General features: G+C 52.5%; 15 protein-coding genes and 1 pseudogene. 4 read left to right on the top strand and 12 right to left on the bottom strand.

Translation table 11 applies throughout. From position 1 onward, the window contains the following. Nucleotides 1-19 precede the first annotated feature (19 nt). Complete coding sequence (locus LKE28_05905) at nucleotides 20-529, bottom strand: hypothetical protein (GenBank protein MCH3907774.1); 510 nt, start codon at nucleotides 527-529, stop codon at nucleotides 20-22. Between the two features lie 413 nt (nucleotides 530-942). On the opposite strand from LKE28_05905, the gene LKE28_05900 reads away from it, so the two are divergent. Then, on the top strand, nucleotides 943-1,773 hold the full coding sequence (locus LKE28_05900) for a hypothetical protein (protein ID MCH3907773.1): 831 nt from the start codon (nucleotides 943-945) through the stop codon (nucleotides 1,771-1,773). A gap of 31 nt (nucleotides 1,774-1,804) precedes the next feature. Here LKE28_05900 and LKE28_05895 read toward each other — a convergent pair whose 3' ends face one another. Continuing rightward, nucleotides 1,805-2,209 (bottom strand): DUF1492 domain-containing protein, encoded by a 405-nt coding sequence (locus LKE28_05895; protein MCH3907772.1) that lies wholly within the window; start codon nucleotides 2,207-2,209, stop codon nucleotides 1,805-1,807. A 481-nt stretch (nucleotides 2,210-2,690) separates the two neighbouring features. Between LKE28_05895 and LKE28_05890 the strand changes: the two genes are divergently transcribed. Both LKE28_05890 and LKE28_05885 read left to right on the top strand, forming a co-directional pair. Further along, complete coding sequence (locus LKE28_05890; GenBank protein ID MCH3907771.1) at nucleotides 2,691-3,287, top strand: hypothetical protein; 597 nt, start codon at nucleotides 2,691-2,693, stop codon at nucleotides 3,285-3,287. Next, nucleotides 3,253-4,776, top strand: a complete 1,524-nt coding sequence (locus tag LKE28_05885; protein MCH3907770.1) for an IS3 family transposase — start codon at nucleotides 3,253-3,255, stop codon at nucleotides 4,774-4,776. The genes LKE28_05890 and LKE28_05885 overlap by 35 nt, the downstream gene beginning before the upstream one ends. Before the next feature lie 81 nt (nucleotides 4,777-4,857). On the opposite strand, the gene istB is transcribed toward LKE28_05885, so the two are convergent. Both istB and istA read right to left on the bottom strand, forming a co-directional pair. Further along, on the bottom strand, nucleotides 4,858-5,652 hold the full coding sequence (istB, locus tag LKE28_05880; GenBank protein MCH3907769.1) for an IS21-like element helper ATPase IstB: 795 nt from the start codon (nucleotides 5,650-5,652) through the stop codon (nucleotides 4,858-4,860). Further along, nucleotides 5,649-7,157: an IS21 family transposase gene (istA, locus tag LKE28_05875; protein MCH3907768.1), complete on the bottom strand. Its 1,509-nt coding sequence runs from the start codon at nucleotides 7,155-7,157 to the stop codon at nucleotides 5,649-5,651. The genes istB and istA overlap by 4 nt, the downstream gene beginning before the upstream one ends. A gap of 212 nt (nucleotides 7,158-7,369) precedes the next feature. Between istA and LKE28_05870 the strand changes: the two genes are divergently transcribed. After that, entirely contained in the window at nucleotides 7,370-7,732 is a 363-nt protein-coding gene (locus LKE28_05870) for a transposase (GenBank protein MCH3907767.1), read from the top strand. Nucleotides 7,733-7,963: 231 nt separating this feature from the next. On the opposite strand, the gene LKE28_05865 is transcribed toward LKE28_05870, so the two are convergent. From LKE28_05865 to LKE28_05830, 8 genes and pseudogenes are all read right to left on the bottom strand, one after another. Then, nucleotides 7,964-8,500 (bottom strand): hypothetical protein, encoded by a 537-nt coding sequence (locus LKE28_05865; protein ID MCH3907766.1) that lies wholly within the window; start codon nucleotides 8,498-8,500, stop codon nucleotides 7,964-7,966. A 179-nt stretch (nucleotides 8,501-8,679) separates the two neighbouring features. After that, nucleotides 8,680-9,552: a PAS domain-containing protein gene (locus LKE28_05860; protein ID MCH3907765.1), complete on the bottom strand. Its 873-nt coding sequence runs from the start codon at nucleotides 9,550-9,552 to the stop codon at nucleotides 8,680-8,682. Next, nucleotides 9,482-10,751, bottom strand: a pseudogene (locus LKE28_05855) (GGDEF domain-containing phosphodiesterase). Before LKE28_05855 ends, LKE28_05860 begins: the two are co-directional and overlap by 71 nt. A gap of 925 nt (nucleotides 10,752-11,676) precedes the next feature. Then, entirely contained in the window at nucleotides 11,677-13,677 is a 2,001-nt protein-coding gene (locus tag LKE28_05850) for a heparinase II/III family protein (protein MCH3907764.1), read from the bottom strand. A 21-nt stretch (nucleotides 13,678-13,698) separates the two neighbouring features. Further along, nucleotides 13,699-14,547, bottom strand: a complete 849-nt coding sequence (locus LKE28_05845; GenBank protein MCH3907763.1) for a carbohydrate ABC transporter permease — start codon at nucleotides 14,545-14,547, stop codon at nucleotides 13,699-13,701. A 10-nt stretch (nucleotides 14,548-14,557) separates the two neighbouring features. Continuing rightward, nucleotides 14,558-15,472, bottom strand: coding sequence for a sugar ABC transporter permease (locus tag LKE28_05840; GenBank protein ID MCH3907762.1), 915 nt, complete (start codon nucleotides 15,470-15,472; stop codon nucleotides 14,558-14,560). Between the two features lie 75 nt (nucleotides 15,473-15,547). After that, nucleotides 15,548-16,921, bottom strand: coding sequence for an extracellular solute-binding protein (locus tag LKE28_05835; protein MCH3907761.1), 1,374 nt, complete (start codon nucleotides 16,919-16,921; stop codon nucleotides 15,548-15,550). Between the two features lie 78 nt (nucleotides 16,922-16,999). Next, nucleotides 17,000-20,404: a response regulator gene (locus tag LKE28_05830; GenBank protein ID MCH3907760.1), complete on the bottom strand. Its 3,405-nt coding sequence runs from the start codon at nucleotides 20,402-20,404 to the stop codon at nucleotides 17,000-17,002.

The following is a 20,404-nucleotide window of genomic DNA, read 5'->3' as shown; positions in this document are numbered from 1 at the left end:
CATGCGTGCGGGGAAAGTGTCACCCATGGCCGAGGCAGACCACCAGAGGCAGAATCCGTGGGGATGCACGCCGGGACGGCGGCGGCTCATCCTGGTACACGCTCCGGTAGGTTTTCCGGTACAGGAGGGAAAAGGGCGGAAGGGAATCCAGAGCGCCCTGGAGATTGTCCATCACCAGCGCCGCATCCTGGACCCTCATGAGGAAACGGGTCCACCATGCGTGCTGGAGGAAACGCGGCACCATGCAACGTTTGTGGTGGCCGGTGCGGATCCTGTGGGAAAGCAGGCTGACGATGGTCCGGGCCACATGGCAGCAGCCGTTGTGCATTTCATGGGGAAGCACCCGGATGTGCCGCCCGCACTGGGCGCATCTGTATACCGGCACGAGAAGTGTGAGGGTCGTCCCGTCAGGGATGATGGCATAGCGGCGGACGAACCCATGGCCGTGCATCCGGCCGTATTCGCCGCAGGAAGGACAGCGGGCCGGACGGCAGCGCGCAAGCAGTTCCGTCCGGTATGCTCCGGACATCTTTTCCTCTTGAAATTCTTCGATGGACAGTCCACACTGTACGGGCATTAGGTTGCGTTGAGGGGGGGCCGCACCGTCCAAAGTACAGACCCCCCTTCAATTTTTTCTCCTCATTGAAGTCGTTTAATTCTATGATCCTTCCTTCAATGTGGCAATTCATTCCTGGGATTTTTACCCGTTTCCTATTCCTTTAATCCTGGAGCCTACACTATCCCTGAATGTTACTGCCACTGGCATTCCTCTACTCATTTGAACTCCAATAGAAAGACCCGACTCTCTTTCGCCGGGTTCCTTGTAATTATAGTGTATCTAATGTCAAGAAGTATCTTCAAGTCTCCTTTTGTCTCCTTTTTCTTTCCAATTCTTTTGAAAACAACGTTAAAAAGCGCTAAGCTAAGAACTAGGAGAGAAAAATGAAAAAAAAATTAATTTTCGTTCTTTTGATTGCTTGTTCCTTAGCAACTGTTTTTGCTAGTTCGGAGAAATGGGAATACATGGTGGTTTCTTTTGGTAAGTCTTATTTTTCAGACTACAATGTTCGTGCTCTCGCCTACCTCGATGAAGGAATTCGTTCAGATGTTCAGGAAGCAAAAAGCATAGAGAAAAGTCTGGATGTCCTTGGACAGCATGGTTGGGAGGTTATTGATATTACGGGTACCATAGGTGGTGACCAGCAGATTACCCTTAAACGCCCATATAACAAAGAAGTATCGGATGCTGAGAAAATCCTGGCACTGGAACAGCAGCAGAAACTAGATAAGGATGCACTTTCCCTTGCAGAGTACCTGCTTGAGCATCAAGAACAAGAACCAGAACCTCCAAAACCAAAGGAGTTAAAGGATTTAGATGCCATTGAAGCTGAAGCGGCAAAAGAAGCAAAAATTGAAGAGAAAATAAGTTCTATGAAAAAAGCTCTTCAAACAGCAATGAGTGGAACCGAACTTGTTCTTCTTAAAGAGACTTACAACTACGAACCAACTAAACAAATAGATGTGATGCTAGAAGTATTGGTTCCTCAACGATTCCTGATAGGTGATGATTCATACAGAAAATCTGAAATCAATTCTTATGCTCAAAGTCTTTCGAAAGTTTTCCAACTTAAGGAATTTGAATCGGAAAATGGGTCAAGTATCAAAGTTAGGTTCTTTCTTGCTTGTGATGGCGTAAACCAGAGAGTTGGCTATAATATTTATTCTTATTATTTCAGTTCTTATAGAAAAACTGGAGAATGGAGTATTTACTAGCATAAAGGAAGGCGGGCAGGATGCCCGCTTTTCAAATATGAATCATGCGTAATGCTTTTCCATGCAATTTGAAGACATAGCTTCTAGCATACCCCATCCTTGCGATAATCTCCTCCCATGACATATAGCCGAGGTACCTGCACTCAAGGATTGTCCTGCACTCTATGGAATCGACTCTGCTAATGGTCTTCTCGATATCCTTGACCACATCAACAAGTCTAAGGATATCGGTCGCAATCTCCTCCTCGAGAGCAACAACCTTGATGGCTGCATTCTCGACAGCAGAAGCCCTAGGGTTGCCCGGTACCTTGGCTTCCTCACTGAATCTCATGGAAGGACCGGGAGCAATGTCCCTGAGCCATTCCAATCTCTTTTCCTTTGCCTTGATCTGCTTGTTCAGATAAAAGGCCTGACTCAAATATTCCTTAATGTCCATAGACAACCTCCTAAGAATAATTCACCATATAATAGGTGTTGTATTGGGTGATATGCTCTCCATAAGGAGAACTAAAGTGATATATTTCTGGGACAGAGGACCTCATATTATCTAAGTCTTTGAACTTCGAAAGGAGTCTGTCCTCGGTCCCGGTTTTCCCTATCGGTTGATTAAGCCACGGAGCTTCATTCACGCGGGAGATTGGAAAAGGGGATCCATTTCTTAACCTGGAGGTTGTTTCATGAGTATCGTAGGAATTGATGTAGCGAGCAGGTCTGCCAACTATGCGGTTCTTGGCAGCAGAGGGTTCGTTTCCACCAACAATGAGTTCACTATGGACAGCAAAGGATTCGAGGCTTTCATTGCTTCTCACTGCGTTGCCGAATCCGACGTTTTTGTCATGGAGTCCACGGGCAAGTAGCACCTTCCGTTGTACAACTGGCTCTTGAATCACGGCAGGAAGGCTCTTATCATAAACCCGATGCTTATCAAGCAGCATCAGAAGGGAATAACGATCCGCAAGACCAAGACTGACAAGCTTGACGCCATGGCCATCGCCATGTATGCAGCGGATCCTTCCGTGAGGCTTCCTTGGGGAGGGACGAACATGGACACGCAAAGCAAAGTCTTTGCCAGAAGAAGAGAGCAGAATGCCGAGGAGCTTGCCAAAGCAAAGACCATCCTCAAGGGGGACCTCTCCGTCGCATTTCCCGAACTCCTTGGGCTGGATGTATTTACCAAATCCATGCTGGGCTTTCTCTGCCGCTTCGGATGTGCCAAGGAAGTCCTTGAAGCCAGCGATGAAGAACTTGAGTCCGCTCTCTGTGTTGTCAGAGGCAGACGCAGCCATGCGGCAACCATCTCCAGGATCAGGGAGCTTGCAGACACGTCCATAGGAGTCGCCTCCCATGGTGTCCTGGTTAAGGACAGCGCCAAGAAAGTGGTGGAATGCTCTACTCGTGACGAGGCACTTGTGTTTGGTCAAGTAAAAAAGGATAAAAGGGGATGCGGACAAAAAGTTGGACAAGAATGGCGGGAAGAAGGTGTATTCAAAAGAACAGAGAAAGGAAGCGGTTGACCTGTACATACGGTACGACCTGCACGCATCGGCAGTGACAAGGGAACTTGGGTATCCTGACAGGAAATCACTGTACAGTTGGTATGAGGACCGTCTTGAGGAGGAAAAGACAGGGATACCTTTCCAGCCGAAGCTCACGAAGTATTCCCAGGTCCAGAAGATGGATGCGGTGGACTATTATCTGGGGCATGGCAAGAGCCTGAAAGGCACAATCCGGAAGATGGGATACCCTTCCCATGAGATCCTTGTTTCCTGGATAGACGAGCTGGCACCCGGGGCTAGGAAAATCCGCAGGACAGGAATAGCATTGCCCTATCGGAAGCAGGCGGAAATGGTCGGGGACCTCTGCGAACGCGAGGGAACGGCCCAAACGGTTGCGGACGAGCACGAGGTGAGCAGGTCGCATCTCTACGTCCTCAAGCGCAGGATGCTGCCCGCGCAAAAGGAGGAATCCGAGATGAAGGACCAGACGCCAAAGGACACCAAGGATGTCGCCGCACTGGCAGAAGAGATTGGGGAACTGGAGCTCAAGAAGCACCGGCTCGAACTCAACGTGGCGATATTGGAAGGGACACAGGCCTTGCTAAAAAAAGCGGTGGGCATCGCACCGGACATGTTGCCGAACGGCAAGAAGATCATTCTGGTGGATGCCCTGAGGAACGAGTTTCCCTTGCAGGAGATACTGTCCGCATTGGCCCTGTGCAGGAGCACGTATTATTACCAAAGGAAGGCCAGGACTCGAGATAAGTATGTCAAACTCCGCATCAGGATCAGGGCCATCTCCACGAGCAACTATGGATGTTATGGATACCGCCGGACACATGCCATCCTTGCCAGCGAGGGGATCCTGGTATCCGAGAAAGTCGTAAGGCGGATCATGGCCGAGGAACATGTAGCCAGGCCGGTGAAACGGAAACAACGATACAACTCGTACATGGGAGAGATATCCCCAGGAGTGGAGAATCTCATCAAGAGGGACTTCCATGCCGGCAGGCCCAACGAGAAGTGGCTGACCGATATTACGGAATTCTCCATTCCTGCCGGCAAGGTGTATCTTTCACCAATCATCGACTGTTTCGATGGCATGGTGAACGGTTGGGCGATGGGCGTCTCCCCCGACGCCGGACTCGTCAATGGAATGCTCGACTGCGCGACGGGATGCCTGAAGGCTGGAGAACATCCGATCATCCATTCCGACCGCGGTTGCCATTACCGGTGGCCAGGCTGGATCCAGCGCATGAACGAAGCAGGACTTGTTCGGTCAATGTCAAAGAAGGGATGCTCGCCGGACAACTCGGCTTGCGAGGGATTCTTCGGAAGGCTGAAGAACGAGATGTTTTACGGGAGGGATTGGAAAGGAGTCAGCAGGGAACGGTTCATGGACATCCTTGAAGGATATCTTGTATGGTATAACAATTCCAGAATCAAGGTTTCATTGGGCAACAGGAGTCCCATGGCTTACCGAAAAAGCCTGGGTATCGTAATCTGAATCGTCCAAGAAAACGTCCGCACCCCCAAATGATAGTGAGATTTCCCTATTTTGGTTTTCATCAGAACAGGTCTCAATTTTCTATATCTTTTTTGTCTCCTTTTCCTTGGAAATCTTTACCACCTGGTCCCTCATCAGGGAATGCTCAAGTCTCCAGTCTTTCGAGCCGGTATCTATGAGATGTCCGTAGTGCACCAACCTGTCAATGATTGCAGTAGCCAGTTGTTCGTCGGTCATCAGTTTCCCCCATTCACTGAATGGAAGATTGGTAGTGACGATCAATGACTTCGTCTCATAACTGTCTGCTATCACCCTGAACAGGAGCTGGGCATCCTCACGGCTAATCTGGCAATACCCCCATTCATCGATGATCAAAAGATCGAGTTTCTTCAGCTCCAGCAAGGTCCGTTCCAGAAGCTCCTCCGAACGTGCCTTTACCAGGCGGGCAATTAGCTGGCTCATGGTCATGAACTTCACCTTATACCCTTGGTTGCATGCCATAATGCCCAATGCGACCGAGAGCATCGTCTTTCCGCTGCCACAAATTCCATAAAATATCAGGGTGCGCCGTTGGGTGATGAATTCAAGGGACAGCACTTCGTCCTTGCCCATCAGGGCGGGGAACCGTGTATGGGAGAAATCATAGTCGTCGATGCTCTTAATGCTCGGAAAGCCTGCATGCTGCACCATCCGGGACTTCCTGGTTTCCGCCCGCCGTTGCAGTTCCGCTCCCAGCAGCCTGTCCAGGTACTCCAACTGTTTCGGGGTTCCGGTCTCGATGGCATCCCGAATGCCTTCCTGGGAGAAGAAGAACTGTCTCAACTGAGTGGACAGGGATGCAGTCAGCAATCCCTGTTTCTTCTGGGTTGCAATCATGATACAGTACCTCTGGCCTTATTCAGCAATGCATCGTAGGCACCGAGGCTCACGTTGGTAGCATTGTCGCTCGCCTCGATAGGAAAGGATACCAATCTGTTGCATAGTACTATCAAGTCTTCCTTGGAAGGGACCTTGCCATCCTTGCACAACCGGTTTGCCGCTACGGAGGCAATTCCGAAACCATAGCGTTCCGCGCATTCATTGAGCATGTACAGGCCTCTCCTGCGTCCGGCACTATCAATTTCATCAAGATATTGCTTGAAACCCCCGTCCTCCATCACATCCCTGACAGGGCTGTTCATCCATGCGTTGGGCTTGTAGATGCTGGCGGAAAGCATTGCCTCGATGTCATACGTGGTGGTAGGCTCCTTGCCGTAGGCTCTGGGAAAAGTCTTGATGAATGCGCCGTCCCTGGTGTAGACGGAAATCTCCCAAGCTCCCTTTGAGACCAGCACCGAATCATTGGATCGTTCAGGCCCAAGTACATAGGTGTGGTTGGACTCCAGGGTCAAACTGCCTGTTCCGTTCGTCCTCATGGACTCGATCCTGGCAACGTGGAAGGTATTCTTCGGCAAGGGGCCCAAGGCTTTCCTGTCCAGTTCGAACAGCTCCGTGCCGGTGATTCCTTTCTCGTAATGCAACTCGTCTGCACGGAAGGCAAAGGATTGAGGAATCATCACTTCCTTGTTGAATTGCTGAATCGGGTATGCAAGCTTCATCGGAGGGGCCAGAAGATTGCGCCGTAGCGCGCCCACTTTGTTCTCGACGCAGCCCTTTTCATATCCGGCATGTATGTTCGCAAATCGTGCGATAAAACCGTAGTGAAGCCTGAACCTGGTGAAGAGTTCCGATTGCTGGATGATGTTTGCATACCGTTTTGCAATCCCGGTTGCGTTGTCGAATACAATGTTGTAGGGAACCCCGCCCAGATACATGAAGAAGTCCAGCAGGCCTTGGCATACACACTCCCCGTTCTCCCCGGGTAGAATCTCATAGACGGCCATATTGCTGTAGGGGAAGGAAATCACCAGATAATGCTTGCGTACATAGCTGCCGTCGGTGTCGATGAAATCGGCCTGACCGAAATCTACCTGGGCCTCACCTGGATACCAAACCAGCTTCAATGTACCGGGACCGTTGTTGCGTCTTCTCCCGTTCTTCCATGCTTTCATGTATTTGCGAACCAGGATGTAGGAGTGTTCCAGTTCCTTCGCCCCGCATTCCTTGACCAAATATTCATGCATTCTCGTGGCTGTGAATCGCTGCTTGTGATAATACTCGCTCTGCTTTTCCAGTAGGTCGTCAATGACTGGTTTGTACGGATCCAACTTGCTCGGCCTGATGTCCTTTGCATACTGTTCAGGTTCTTTGCTGAAATCTTCCTGTTGGATGTACTTGCTGATTGTTTTCCGATCCAGCTCGGTAACCTCCCTGATTTCAGCTATGCTGCTTCCTTCTCTCCACATGTTCTTGATATTCTCTATCTGGGACATTTTCAACATACTCCGGTTGATCTCCTTGTCGTTTTAGCTGACAAGAAGGTAGATGCGATGGGACTACTGTTGCAAGTGTCCCTTTCTTCTTCACAACCAGAATAGGGAAAAGGTCACTACCATTTCAGGTATTTACACGGTACCATACAGAGGCACTTACCAAGTCTCTCCTGGACATCGAGAACAGCCTCCATAAGGAAGCGGTCGACATCGTTTCCTCCATGCCGGGCATCGGCCCGATTACCGCAGCCCAGTTCATGGCAGAGGTAGAGGACATCAGCCGCTTCGCCACCTACCAGAAGCTCATCGCGTTCATGGGAACGGATCCAAGCATCTACCAGTCCGGAGAGAGCGAGAGGCATGGGCACATCACCAAGCGTGGCAACGCCAGCCTCAGGAAGTATGTCTACCTCATGGCTCAGGGTAGCATCAATTGGAACCCTGTCTTCAAGGCGTACTACCACAAAAAACGAGAGGAAGGCTTTCCTCATCGAAAGGCTATGGTCGCAACAATGAACAAACTCATACGCACTCTTTTTATCCTCTTGACCAGAGGAGAGAAGTACTGCGAGGAAAAAGTCTAATCTTTTTCTTGGATTACTCATTGTTTATAGTTGACTCCTTTTCTTCTTGTTATAAATTCCCTATAGAACAATTTCTGCGAAACACAAAAAGAAAGCATATTTCAAAAGAAGTTCTAGAAATAAAGTAAACTATTTAGTTTAAAAACCAAAATGTGACACCCTTCCGAGTTTCGTTTCACTACTCAGGGTTTCGTTTCACCTGTTCAGAGTTTCGTTTCTTTGTATCAAAAGCTATAGGCAAACATATTCCTTGAAGAATTCCCTGTACGACCATTCGTCGCCGATGGCGGAGAGGATGTCGCTTATCCTCTGGCTCTCGAGGTTGGCCTTCGGGAAAAGGATCCTGGCGTAGCTCCCCTCGTACCAGTCCTGGGCATAACAGTTGGCGGACTGGCTGAGGATGTAGAACATGAGCATCGCCCGGACGGAGTCGTTGTTGCCGTAGTCCATGGCGTCGGTCGCCTTGTAGAGTCCGAAACCGTCGATGACCTTGTCGATGAGGTAGGCGTCCCCGAAATCGAGTATCAGGCTCTCCCTGTGGTTCCACCTCCTCACGCTCGGGATGTCGGACGGGTCCGGCTTCCCGTATTCCCCCGTTGCCAGGTCATAGGTGAAGACGCCGCGCTCCCTGCTCTGGTAGATGTGCTTCCCCTCGTCGAGCACACGGCCGAGGCTCTTCTGGGTCGTCCTCACTTTTCCGCCAACCCGTTCGGAGACGCACAGCTTCGCATATCTGATCCCGCCCTTCACGTCATAGCCTATGTACATGGCGAACCCCTTGTAATTACATATTAAATATTCTAATTACATACTACAGCATTTCGTCATGGAGAGCAAGGGGATATGAGGGGAAAAGGGCAAACAACGAAGAAAAAACCAACCCTGGCGGTTATGCGCAAAGTTGGTCGTCTCTGTTTTGGTTGGTAGTTAGAATTTTTTACAGGGAACTATAGTTCATTGAGAAAGCGGAACTGTTCGGCCTCCTCCTTCTGTCGGGTAATATCGATGATGACGGAGACATGGACCGGTACCTCGATCCCATCGAAGATACAGCTCATGCCGCTGCCATGAAGCCAGAGGTATCTTCCCTCACGGGTGCGCGCGCGGAATTCAATGGAGACAGGAATTCCGGCATGCTCGCTTGTGGCGATCGCTTGCTGCAACTGGGGAAGGAAGGAGGGTTCCACGAGATCACGCAGTCCGTTGGGAAGTTCCTGCTCAAACTGCTCCTTCGTAAACCCCAGCATCCCATGATACTGCTCATTCACATACAGGTAGTTCAGTTTCCCATCGACAAACGTGGTCGCGGCTACGCCTCCGTCCATATTACGGAGGATCTCTCCCATCTGATGGGTGATCTCCTGTTCCCGTTGCTGGGCAATGTGCAGATTGGTCGTGTTTTCCACCATGCAGTAGACCAGAATGCGTTCCCGGCTGGTGGCGATCGCCCGGATGCTCACATGCAGGAACACCTGATGGGCGCATCCAGGGAGGTCAAGGAACTGATATTCCCCGCCAATCTCGTCACCGGTTTCCACGGAACGTTGGAGGGCAGGAAAAAATCTGGACCTGCTCTCTGCATCCATGAACATCGCCCAGTCGACCCGTAGGGCGTCGTCGATGGCAATTCCGGTCGTTCCGATTACCTGCCGATACTTATCGTTGGCCCTGAGCACTTCGACCCGCGCTCCGCGGACCTCGAGAATGCACGCCCCACCAAGGTAGTTGTTGAAGATGAAGGAATCCAGACTATCCGGATCCCAGAAGGAACTGGGTACGAAGATTCCGTACGGTCCGGATGCATTCCAACGTCCGCTCACTCGAACTTCCGATGAAGCGTTTCTCATAGTCTTGAGAAGTCATCGGCCTGGCATAGAAATATCCCTGCACATAGAAACAACCGATCGACTTCAGATAATCAGCCTGCTCAAGCGTTTCCACGCCTTCTGCGATGACCGCCATGTCGAGCCATTTCACCATACGTACGACGGATTCCAGGATGCTTCCTCCCCGTCGGGGTATTCCCCACGTCCCCCAGGAACCTCATATCAAGCTTCACCACCTGGACCGGAACATCCTTGAGGCTGTTCAATGATTAATAGCCGGAACCAAAGTCGTCGGTCTCAACGGTGAATCCGATCTCAACCAGTTGCCTGATGACGGCGGTGATCCGTTCGGGATACTGGGAAAAGGCAGATTCCGTAATTTCCAGGCGCAACAGCTCGATGGGGAGACGGTATTGGTCGATCAGACCGGTCAGCACCGAGACAAAATCCTGTTTGAGAATATCGATACGGGATACATTCACCGATACGGGAAGCGGATTGCGTCCCTGATCAATCCACTGCCGCAACTGTTCGCAGACCTGTCGCCAGACCGAGATGTCCATCTCATAGATGAAGCCGTTGCGCTCGAATGCAGGGATGAACCTGTTGGGAGGGATCAACCCTTCGGTCGGGTGGTGCCAGCGCACCAGCGCTTCCGCACCGATGAGCGCTCCGGTCGCATGATTGTAGACCGGCTGGTACCACGGCGCAAACTGCCCGCCAGCAAGCGCGTCATGCATCTGGGCGACAATCTTCTGCTCGTACAGCAGATCATCCATCATCGATTGCTCGAACTGGGCGATAGAGATGTCATAGCGCCCATGCAGTGATTCCTCGGCAAGGACGGCGCGGTTGTAGATGTTTCCGATGGGAAGCGTCGGATCATCGATGATGCATCGACCGATCCGGATACGGATACGACTGGGCAGACACGGCGGATTCTCCGCTTTCTGGTGACACTGGAGAATTTCCTGGGATTTCAGGAACGATACGGGAAAGATTGCGGAAAACTTGTCCGCGGAGTACCTGCAGCAGATCCCCCCGATGGGATCAACGAACGCAAAGAAGGCTTTCCCCACATGCCAGAGCACCTCATTGCCCCGCTCCTCCCCATACTGCTCATTAACGACCTTGAAACTGTCGATATTCAGGCAGGAAAGAACATAGTATCCGGCAGGCTTTGACAAGATCATTTCCTCTGCCAGGGAAAAGAACGTTTCCCGATTGAGCAGGCCGGTACGGCGGTCAATGCGGATTGAGGAATCAGTGGCGACCGTAGTATGCAGGTTGTTGACGATCCCAGGAAGCGAGGGCAAATCCCGTGGAGTCCTGATGAATGCAGAAGCTCCCGCCTGTATGATCGGCAGAACATCATCTTCCTCCCCTACCAACGCGATGATAGGGATGCAGGAAGAGCCCACAAGAGCTCGTATCTGATCGGGAATATTCCGCCATCCGTCGATCGAATGGAGAAGATCAAGCACGACGGCCGATACCGGGAAAGCCCCCTTTCGAAGCACCTCCCCCATCTCAACCCGCTCGCATGCCCTTCGGACTTGCACGGTCCGTCCAAAGAGCCGTTCCACCTCCTTACACGTACCGTCATCTTTCCCGACAAAGAGAATCCTACCGACCATTCCTCGACACTCCCCCGCAAACGTTGCTGTTTCCCCATTCCAAGAAACCATAAACCGAAACCGACGAAGTTTTCCATTTCGTCTCCCAAAAGGGACCTTTTCGTCCACTGCAATGCAATACAGCGGAGAGAGACATCCCAAACGTGTTGTTTCGGGGGAAGACATCCCCAACATACCGGCGAACTGATCTGAAATTCAGACCGAACGCCTAGGTACTTCGGAGACGTTCCCGGCTATGGATATCAGCAGAGAGGAATCGCCAAGCAACAGATGCACATCACTCACAATTCCTTGCGCTTCATCCTCTATTGGTAAGAATACCTAATAGGAAAACACATTTTTTGCAAGTAAAGAATGAGTGTTTGTCCATAGGAAAAAAGACGCAATGCTTTCCCCTGTCCTTTGCGCAGAGATCATGATGATCTTCTGTTCATGGCAAATGAAACAACGGGGGGCAAATTCGCCCCCCGTTCTCTGAAATTCAAAGGCAATAGCCCTCAAACCGATGGGAGGCGCCATCCACGATGATGATGACATCACGTCCATGAAAACGGACCGACACCTCATCGATCAACGGCGTGGTCCCCTTGTGGCTGGAAAGCACATGGACGAACAACGCCGTCGTACCCCTCTTCCGTTCCACGAAGAACGGAATCTTCCTCGTAGACGGATTATCCAGGCCTTGGGCATACACCGTCTCCCCATCCGGGAGGAAAGAATACAGCTCGGTCTGGACATCGCCTACGGCAAAACGCGTTTCCATCATCTGGTCAAAGGAAAACCGTGTGACATCGGAAAGATGGCTGAACGGTTTCTTCTTGCTCAGTACCGACTCCATCTGTATCTCCGTAGCCCCTTCAGGCACCCCGGAGATCCTTGTTCCCCCGAAATGGAACACGTTGTCGATCTTCCGTTCCTCAGGACAGGAAACAACGATCACATCGGCGAGATAGGCATCGGTGAACAGCAACTGCCTGCGGATCTTCGCACCGCGGTAGGCATTCTCGCTCCACTGGCGGATGGTGAACGAATCCGGAACCTGATACGAACCATCCCAATTCACCTGGGCATCCACCAATGTCCCCGATGGAGACGGTTCATAGCGGAGCACCCTCCCCCTGGATGGCGCCTGGTTCTCCTCATCCAGCATTACCGTGTTGTGCGTTCCGGTGTTCTTGTAGTAGTCATAGTGGAGGATGGCGCCATATCCCGTCGTCCCCATGTCTTCCGACACCGGCTGGCCTTCACAGGCGTAGGAGATGCCCAGCCGATCGTAATGGTCATGCTCACCGCCGAATGGGCCATGGCGGAACACCAGATACTGATCCCGTGACTGATGCAGGACGGTAAGGCCGGACCCCGTATCATCGTGGTAATCGGAAAGGGAAAGTTCCGCAGCCCCCAAGGGAAGGTTTCTGACCCCGTAGAAGAACGACTGCAGATCGCACCGGGAGGACGTCTGATAGATGATGTGCAGCACCCGAAGGAGCTGGTCATCCTTGAACTGGGCGTAGGCGAACTCAAACAACCCATAGGCATTGAGATTCCCTTGGTGCAACTGGCTGTCATTCAACAACGGGAAGGTGTAGTCCGGTTTGAGCAGATGCAGGGCGAACAGGATCATCTTCCGGTAGTTGGGATGCTGGATGTTCCCGTATGGGGTATTCAGGGCGAACTGCTCCCAATCAAAGAAATTCTGCACGGCGAAGAAATGGTAGCAGGTGGAACACTCGAACCACGAACCATCGTCAAGCATGCCGTGCTCCAGTTGGTAGTACAGGCCATACTTCTCGTACAAGGCGAAATCCCGCATTTTTTTGTCATCAAGGATCAACGCAAGCACACCAAGTGAGGAATCGACGATCACCTCATGGTTATGCAGATGGTTCTTCCGGTACTTCATCAGTACTTCGGAACCGGGGCGGAACAGGTTTTCCTTGACGAGACGCTTCTCTTCTTCCGTCAGCGTGTCTTCGATCAAATCATAACAACAGGCGAAATTGCGAAGGAAAATCGCCTCACAGAGCGTCTGGGCATTCGCTTTTCCCGGGTTGTTGTAGGGTATGTCCCCATGGATTTGGTAGCTGGGATACACCTTGGCGTAGCCCAACAAGATCTCTTTGGCCCGGAGCGCGTAGGTATGGTCCTCCGTCAGCAGATACAGCAACCCCAGATGGTACGCACCGACGAAGTTCACCGTGTTGACCTGCCGCCACCAGGCACCGCGGTACGGCTCGCCATGGAACACCTTGTGGCAGTGCGGACACTCATAGTCCTCCGGCTTGTCGATATCAAAGGTCAAGTGAACGGAACAATCCGGACAGAAATAAAACAACTCCCATGTGGCGATTCCCGTCTGGGGGATGACCAGCTGGTGTTCCCGGACCAACCGGGTGTCGCCACGAAGCCACGCCACCATCGCATCTTTTGTGTCACCCCTGCTCCGGAAATCTTTGATCTGCGCCTCAGTGAACTGAATCATACCATGCTCCTTCTTGCCCGCTCAGCCCTTTACCGCGCCCACCGTCAAGCCACCGATAAACTGCTTGTGGGCGAAGGTGTACAGGATGAGAATCGGGATGATGGAAAGCGACGCGCCGGCCAGCATGATGTGCCATTCCGCCGCGGCGTTGGTGGCGTACTTCAGCTGGACGACCGCCACCGTCAACGTCTTGATGTTCGGTGAGAAAATGGAAAGGATGAAGCTGATCAAATAGTCGTTCCACGACGAGCGGAACGTGAACAACGCCACCACGGCCAAGATTGGCTTGAGGAGTGGCAAAATGATCCGGAAAAACACCGCATACGGCGTACACCCGTCGATAATCGCCGCCTCATCGATGGATGAAGGGATCGTCTTGACGAAGCCCATCACCAGAAGCACGTTGGGAATCTGACCACCGACCAAGGCGAAGATCAAGCCAAGCAACGATTTGTTCAGATGGGTCAGCATCAGGATCCGGTAGGTAGGATACAACGTCACCGCGCCCAACGCGATGAACACCAACGAGGTGTACAGCCAGAGCAACACCTTTTTGCCGATGAACTGTTTGCGCGCATACGTATAACCTGCCATCGACGTGGTCACCACGGCCAATGCCATCACCGAGAGGCTGACGATGATGCTGTTCAGCGCATAACGGAGGAAGTTTCCCTCCCCCAATGCCCTGGCGTAGTTCTCCGGGTGCCAGGTTTTGGGGAAGAAGTGGCCACCCTGGGTAAGCTCCGCGTTGGTCTTGAATGACCCGATGATGGTGTACAGGATCGGATAGCAGGTGAAGCAGACCATCAGGAGCACGAACAAGTAACTGAGCAGATAGTACAGGAAGTTGTTTTTCTTTGTTTCCACCATGTCAGTCACCTCAATAAATGTCTTCCAATTTCTTGGAGAAGCGGAAGAACAGCAATGTCACCAGAGCGGCGATCACCGCAGAGGAGAAGCTGACGCTGGCACCATACCCATACTGGGTCATCGGGATAGTCGAACTGGAAACCGGGAAGAAGAACATGTAGGCGTACAGAGTCATCACCATGGTGGAGTTGTACGGCCCGCCTTCGGTTAGGACCAGCACTATGTTGATGTCGTTGAACGCGTTGGCGATGGCGAGCATCAAAATGATCTTGACCACCGGTCCCATCATCGGGATGGTGATGTACCACAGGCGTTTGAATCCCGTCGCGCCATCCATCGCGGCGCTTTCCAGCGTCTCCGTGGGAATCTGCTGGAGACCTGCGATGAAATAGACCATGTAGTTTCCCAAAGCTCCCCAGACAGCGACGAGGATCAACGTCATCATCGCATGATCCTTGTCAAACCAGTTTATCGGCGCCTTGATGACCTTGGCCGCCATCAAAAAACGGTTGACGTCTCCGTTGTACACATTGAACAGCAGGTAGAACACCAAGCCCATGACCGCCGAACTCATGATGGTGGGCAAAAACACCAGGCTCTGGAACATGCCCCTCCCTTTCAGTCTGGTGTTCAGGATATACGCCAGCGCGAAGGAAAGCGGAATGGTGATGAGGATCTTCCCTGACGCGTAGATCAACGTGTGCAACGCCGCCGACCAGAACAGCTTGTCCCGGAGTACCCGGGCGAAGTTCTGGAGTCCGATGAAGACGGGTGTCGTCCCCGCGCCGCCGTAGCGGTAGAACATGAATTTCAGCGTCCAGAAGACGGGAAACAACGTGAAGCATCCGAACAGGATCAGATTTGGCAACAACAAGCTGTACGCTTCACGGGAATCCCGGAGTTTTCTCAGTGTTTTTGTCTGCATGATAACCTCAAGAAGCAGGAAGGCATCGCCCACGCATCTGCGTGAGCGACCTCCTTCCGAATGAAGAGACAGGAATCAAAGATCCCTGCTGGTGAATCCCGCGATGGTCAGATCCGTTGCGAGTCCATCCTTGATCGCCTTCTGATAGGCGGTGTTGTATCGGTTGGACAGATCAGCAAGTCCCTTGTCGATATCCCCCTGACCGGCGATCAACGACGCGATGGTATCGTAGTAGCTCAACCCTTCGATGATGATACCCTGGGGGTATTTCTCTGTCGGGGTCAACGGCCACAACGAATCATGGTCACTTCTGAGCAACGCCGGATACTCCTGGTACTTCTTTCCCGGTACGGCGCCATTGACGGCTGCGGGGATCAAACCGATGCCATAGCCCTGCTCGTAGTGCTGGCGAAGGTTGACCGGATTGAGGATCACGGCCTTGTACGCTTTCCACGCGGCATCCTTGTTCTTGCTGGCGGAGTTCATCAGGAACGCCGGGGTGGCGGTGAAGTTGGACTTCCCCTGATACTCACCATTCAGGATGGGGATGTAGGCGCAGCCCCAATCCTGGCCATCGGCCATCGGGAACTGGGAGGCGTACACGCCAGGCTCGGCATGGGTGTACGAAATGTACATACCGATCTTTCCGGCTGCGAACTGGGTGCGCAGCGGATCGATGTCCAGCGACTCGCATCCGGGGAAGGCGTACTTCATCATTTCCTTCCAGGCACTGACAATCGGCTTCAGACGCTCAAACTCGTATTTGCCGGTGGAGAAATCAAATCCCAGCGCCAAATCCAACGAAAGCTCACTCATCGGCTCAAACGACCGTTTCAAACCGCTGGTCGGGCTCTTCAGGTTGCAGGCAAAGCCGTAGATTCCCTCTCCGCTGAGCTTTTCCGTAATAGTCTTTGCGCACTGGACCATCTCATCCAGCGTGGTGGGGACCTTCAGGCCGAGCCGGTCGAAGATCGCCTTGTTGTAGAACAGACGGAAACAGGAGTTGCCCGTAGGAACGTAGTAGCATTTTCCATCGATGTAGTTGTACCCCTTGAACAACACCGTCTGGATCATCGCCTTGGTGTCGTCATCCATGTAGGGGAACAGGTCTTCGAATTTGCCCTGCGCCAGGTACTTGTTGTAGAAGCCAACATCCAGTTTCATCATGTCCGGGGCTTCTCCCGTCTGGAACGCCATATCCACCGCGGCGATGTAGTTGTCCGAGTAAATCTCATACTTCGCCTCAATGTTATCGGTATTCGTCGCATTGAATTCATCGAACTTCGGCTGCCAGAAGGCGGCGTCATGCCGGTCGATCGTCCAGAAACGGACCACCGTCTTCTTCGTGGAAGCCTGATCCGTACCGGAAGTGGATTCCGAAGCGCCGCCGGCGAACGCCAACGACACAGCCATGCAGAAGCACAGCACGCCCAAAATCACTTTCTTCATATCCCTCTCCTTTTTGAAAGTTGGTAGTTTCAGCGTAGACCGCCTGACCAAACCGTACATTGGGGAAACGATTGTGTTTTATGGAGAAAACGGCTTTTTCGTGCGTGTTGCTGTTTCACGGTATTCCGTAGGAGAACAGTGAGCGTACTCGGAAAACACCCGGGAGAAATAACACTGGTCCTTGAACCCGGTCTGCTGGGATACATACTGGACTTTTGTGGTAGAGTCGGCAAGAAGCCGTTTCGCCGCCTCCATCCGGGTTTTGATCAGATAATCCTTGATGCTCATCCCCTCAGTCTGCTTGAACACATGGCGGATGTAACTCTCGCTGAAATCCAAACCTTCGATGGCCTTGCGGACATCCAGATCGGTATCCGCCAGATGCTCTCCGATGTTTTTCTTCACCAACGCCACGATGATCTGCGGCGCGCTTCGTCTGTCCCGTTCCCGTTTGTCCAGATATTGCCGGACGGCGCCGCACAGGATCTCGTGGGCCTCGTACAGGCTGCCAAAGGAATCCCCATGCCTGAGGTAATCCAACAGCCGCATCTCCTGGGCGCTTCCGGTTCCTGTGCCTTCCTCGTGGATCAACGAAGAAACCTTGAGCAGAAAACCGGTCAGCTGGAGTTCCATGGCATTGATGTCAATCCTGGCAAGGGAGGAGAGCTGTTGGAACACCACCTCGATGCTGCCGAACACTGTCTCATCGGCCGTCAAGGTCTTCTGACGGACCACTTCCATGGCGGCCTTCATGGTTTCACGGATACGATCTTCCTCCAGCGTCTCCGGGTGGGCTTCATCAAAGAAGCGGCAGAAGCGGGTGAACCGGTAGTACTGTTTCCACACCCGTTCCGCCTGTTCCTTGGCCATCGGAGTCTTGGTCAGCGAGGTATAAAACTCGCTGAACCCACACCACAGCTTCCGGCACATCTGCCGCTCCATCTTCGCCGACAGCGTGGAGATCATACCCTCCAACGCCGTACGGAACGCTTCCACCTGGGTTCCTTCAAAGGAACAAACCAAAGCGAACTGCCGGTTGGGAAGGAGAAACCCCTGGCAATGCAAGCCTGTCTGTTCCACCTGGGGAAACCATGAGGAAACAGCGGACCAGAGCTGCTCGGCCTGTTCATCCGAGAGGCAGGTGTCCCCATAGTTGCGGCACACCCCCGCCACGTAATAGTAGCCGGTCAGATTGATGTCCAGGGAAGTCAGTCCTTCCTTGATCTTCGCCGCGTCCATCGCTTCGGTGGCCAGGACCTGCAGGAACTTCTTCCGGGCTGCGTCACGGTCCAGGTTGCAGTACTGCCGTTGTGCCAGACTGGTCGCGATGGCATCCAGCACGGTGTACAGCTCCGAAGGAAGAAACGGCTTGAGCAGGTAATCATCCACCCCGTAGGTGATGGCCTTCTTGGCGTAGGTGAAATCATCGTACCCGCTGACAATAACCACCCGGATAGGGATCTCCCGACGAACCAGTTCTGCGGTCAACTCAAGTCCATCCATGTGGGGCATGCAGATATCGGTGACCAGCGCGTCCGGCTTGGTCCGGAGAATCTCGGAAAGCGCTTCCTCACCCGTACCGGCTTCCCCAACCACCATATACCGGCCCGTCTGGTTGAGGTTGTTGATCACCAGACGCCGGATTTCCACTTCATCATCCGCCACTACGATGCGCATCATCTTACTTCCTCTTGGGGAGAACGCTTGGGAATCCGGACGATGGCGATCGTCCCCGGCGCCCACGGTGCTTTCCAATCGGACGCCAAAGGCACTCCCATAGGTCAGTTTGATCCGGGCGTTCACGTTGAACATCCCGTATCCCTGGGAGCCATCGGCCAAGCCCGCTTCCAGATGGGCGTTGATCACCTCAAGTTGCTCCGCGGAGATTCCTACTCCGTCATCCATCACTCGGAATTCCAACTGATCGTTCATCTCACTTCCCGCAACCACGACATGCCCCTGTCTTCCCAATGGTTTTATCCCATGGGTAATGGCATTTTCAACCAGGGGTTGCAGCAAAATCTTCAGGATGCTGTACGCCTTCATTTCCTCCGGCACCTGGATGGCAGAAGACAACACATCCTTGAACCGATTACCCTGGATGGTTAGGTAGTGCATCACATGGTCCAGTTCCTCCCCCACGGTGATGAATTCCCGTCCGTTGCTCAGGCTGATCTGATAGAACCGTCCCAGCGAAGTTGCCAACATCGCCGCTTCCTCTGATTTGTGCTCCATGGCAAGCCACGAGATTGAGTTCAACGTGTTGTACAGGAAGTGTGGGTTGATCTGCGCCTGCAGCGCGTTGAACTCCGCCCGTTCCCGCTGTTTTTCCTCCCACTGCACCCGAGCTTCCTCTTCTTTCAAATCCTCAATCTTCTCGTTCAGCTGGGCCACCAGATCTTTGATCTCCTCCATCATCGTGTTGTACCGGGAGGAAAGCTTGCCGATCTCATTGGAATACGGATACTCGAAACTGGAGGAGAACCGCTCCTCGGTAGGCTTTTCCATCAACGCCACCAGTTGATTCAATGGTCGGGTGATGGTCCGGCTCATCGCGATGACGACGGCGAGCCCCACGGCGTTGATCAACCCAAGAATCACAATGACGAACAGCATCAACCCCCGTTGTTTCTCCACCATCGCCTGGGTGCTTTGAAAGGCCACCACATGCCAGTCCAACGCCGGGATGGTCGTATTGGAGACAAGATATCGTTCCCCATTGAGTTTCTCTGTGGAAACGTCTCCACTCCCATTCACCCGTTTCCCGACCACGCCATCAAACACCGACCCCCAGGGAATCACCGGGGAGCCGTCCCCATTGGCGATGAAAAAGGTCAGATCACGATACGACTCCAAATACGAGGTAAGATACGACTGTTCCACCAACGCCACCACATACACTTCCTGTTCGTGCATCTCATAACGGAACACAATTGGAATGACGTTTCCATTCTTGATGAAAAAGGGGTCCTCCATCGCGGGAAACCCCAGATAATATCCCTTTGATTGGTGCTGGAACGTTTGGTATAAATCCGTAGAGGAAAAATCCACCGGTTTCTTTCGCGCCAGCGAAAAATCATAGAACATCTGGTTGTTGATGAACATCACCACGCCGCGAAGGAATCCGCCGTTGATGAACGTCGTCTGTTTCAAGTCATCATTCAATTCAGCGACCAACCGGGTGGTGTTCTCTCCGGTCGGAGCGGAGCAATACTGGGAGACACTGTTCTGGAGCGTGTTGTTGGTAACCAGACTGAACAGCGAGGTCAGCAGCATCGAGCCCTTTTCCTGCAGGTAATCCCCCACGATGGCAGTCTCCCGGGAGAGGCTGTCCGAGGAATTCTGCAGGATCGTCCGAGAGGCGTACCGGTAGTAGATGTCACCGGTGATGAAGCAGCCCAACGCGTCGATACAGGCGACCAATACGATGAACTTCCAGACGATCGGCTTATTGTTGAAAAAACGCGCCAGCCGATCTTTCAT

The sequence above is a fragment of the Sphaerochaeta sp. genome, assembly GCA_022482495.1.
In the GTDB taxonomy this organism is placed as follows: domain Bacteria; phylum Spirochaetota; class Spirochaetia; order Sphaerochaetales; family Sphaerochaetaceae; genus RUG023.
The sequence above is the reverse complement of the archived record's forward strand: the minus strand, read 5'-3'. Positions and strand labels throughout refer to the sequence as shown.

Coding starts and splice junctions, on each gene's coding strand:
- LKE28_05840 (MCH3907762.1), bottom strand. CDS start 15,472: ATGCAGACAAAAACACTGAGAAAACTCCGGGATTCCCGTGAAGCGTAC.
- istA (MCH3907768.1), bottom strand. CDS start 7,157: ATGTTGAAAATGTCCCAGATAGAGAATATCAAGAACATGTGGAGAGAA.
- LKE28_05830 (MCH3907760.1), bottom strand. CDS start 20,404: ATGAAAGATCGGCTGGCGCGTTTTTTCAACAATAAGCCGATCGTCTGG.
- LKE28_05870 (MCH3907767.1), top strand. CDS start 7,370: ATGCCGGGCATCGGCCCGATTACCGCAGCCCAGTTCATGGCAGAGGTA.
- LKE28_05865 (MCH3907766.1), bottom strand. CDS start 8,500: ATGTACATAGGCTATGACGTGAAGGGCGGGATCAGATATGCGAAGCTG.
- LKE28_05890 (MCH3907771.1), top strand. CDS start 2,691: ATGCTTATCAAGCAGCATCAGAAGGGAATAACGATCCGCAAGACCAAG.
- LKE28_05850 (MCH3907764.1), bottom strand. CDS start 13,677: ATGATTCAGTTCACTGAGGCGCAGATCAAAGATTTCCGGAGCAGGGGT.
- LKE28_05835 (MCH3907761.1), bottom strand. CDS start 16,921: ATGAAGAAAGTGATTTTGGGCGTGCTGTGCTTCTGCATGGCTGTGTCG.
- istB (MCH3907769.1), bottom strand. CDS start 5,652: ATGATTGCAACCCAGAAGAAACAGGGATTGCTGACTGCATCCCTGTCC.
- LKE28_05845 (MCH3907763.1), bottom strand. CDS start 14,547: ATGGTGGAAACAAAGAAAAACAACTTCCTGTACTATCTGCTCAGTTAC.
- LKE28_05905 (MCH3907774.1), bottom strand. CDS start 529: ATGTCCGGAGCATACCGGACGGAACTGCTTGCGCGCTGCCGTCCGGCC.
- LKE28_05900 (MCH3907773.1), top strand. CDS start 943: ATGAAAAAAAAATTAATTTTCGTTCTTTTGATTGCTTGTTCCTTAGCA.
- LKE28_05895 (MCH3907772.1), bottom strand. CDS start 2,209: ATGGACATTAAGGAATATTTGAGTCAGGCCTTTTATCTGAACAAGCAG.